This is a genomic window from Roseiarcus fermentans (genome assembly GCF_003315135.1).
In the GTDB taxonomy this organism is placed as follows: Bacteria; Pseudomonadota; Alphaproteobacteria; order Rhizobiales; family Beijerinckiaceae; genus Roseiarcus; species Roseiarcus fermentans.
Map to the genome: position 1 here is coordinate 1 of NZ_QNRK01000089.1, position 1340 is coordinate 1340.

The following is a 1340-nucleotide window of genomic DNA, read 5'->3' on the forward strand; positions in this document are numbered from 1 at the left end:
CAGGGCTCCGAATCCGGGTTAATGTGCCTTAACCGTTCTTGCCGATGAGGATCTCGGCGAGCCTTTCGACGTCCCAGCTGGCGATTTTTCTGCGCAGCTTGAGGCTTTTGGGGCGCGGAGGCTTGGTTGGCCTCCGGCAGGGTTTGACGGGGAGGTTCGGCGGGTCGCTGAGGTAGGGGGTGGCGCGGAGCCTGTTGAAGGCGAACTTGCGCACGAGCGCCATGTTTTGCGCGCCATGGCCCTTGCGCACGCGCGCCATGTCTTCCTGGAAAGTCACGTCGAGCGTCCAGTGCAGCGTGTTCTCGATGCCCCAGTGGCTTCGGATGGTCCGGCCGAGCGCGGTCGCGGAACGCGCGCTGGACGTGAGGTAATAGCGAACGTCGAACCGGGTGCGATCCGTCAACTCGGTCCGCGCTTCGACCCTGACGATGGCGTGCGCATCGGCGAAGCGGAGTTCGCCGGGAAAGCGCCGGTCGCCGTCGAGCCAGTCGACCTGGCGCAACACCGAGACGGTGCGGGTTTCGATGCGGCCGTGGCCCTTGTCGAGATCGACGTCGACCTCGATCTGGTTCTTGTCGGCGGCTTCGAAGGCGGCCTCGATATCGGCCTCGAGGGTCGGCTGGTTGCCTTTGACGGCGAGCAGGTAGTCGGCTCCCACGGCGCGGATGGATTTGGCGATCTGCGGATTGCAGGCGATGGCGTCGATGGTGACCACGGCGCCTTGGAGGCTGCGGCCGGCGGCGAGCTTCTCGAGCAAGACTGGGATGGCGGTCGTTTCGTTGGTCTTGCTGTCGACCGCCTCCTGCCCGAGAACCAGACGGCTGCCGGTGGCGAAGGCGGAGACCAGATGCAGCGCGGCGCGCCCCTTGGCCCGGTCGTGGCTGCGGCGTACGGTCTTGCCGTCGATGGCGATCGCGTCGGGCGGCTCGGGCCAGCAGGCGCGAACCCAGTCCATGAAGCAGGCGGCGAACAGGTCCGGATCGATCCGGTTCATCAGGATGTTGAGCCAGCGTCCCGAGGGCACGCCCCAGTCGAACGGCAGGAATCGCTGCAAGAATCCGAGATGGGCCTGTCCCCAGTCGGAGATGGCGTCGAAGCTGTCGCACTCGGCGATCGTGGCGCACACGCACACCAGCAGAACCTCGTCCAGCCGGTGCGCAACCCTTTCCGGACCCCGCCTGTCCTCGACCCCGGAAAAGCAGTCCAGCAGAAGCCGCAACCCCGAGGGCGGCGCGGGCTCGTAACGCGGGGTGTCCATGGGGAGTCTCCGAATCAGGAGCGCCCATGGAGTCAGCCTTCGCGCAATTCGTAAATCCCGTTAACCCGAGTTCGGAGCCCTG

At 66.2% G+C, this 1340-nt stretch carries 1 protein-coding gene; it reads right to left on the reverse strand.

What is annotated here, in order from left to right:
- Positions 1-28: 28 nt before the first annotated feature.
- The gene (locus DFR50_RS31125; protein WP_113894234.1) at positions 29-1258 is read right to left on the reverse strand and encodes an ISAs1 family transposase; all 1230 of its coding nucleotides are present in this window, start codon (positions 1256-1258) and stop codon (positions 29-31) included.
- Between the last annotated feature and the right edge of the window lie 82 nt (positions 1259-1340).

Excerpts from the sequence above, each read along its gene's own strand:
- DFR50_RS31125 (WP_113894234.1), bottom strand. The coding sequence starts at position 1,258 with ATGGACACCCCGCGTTACGAGCCCGCGCCGCCCTCGGGGTTGCGGCTT.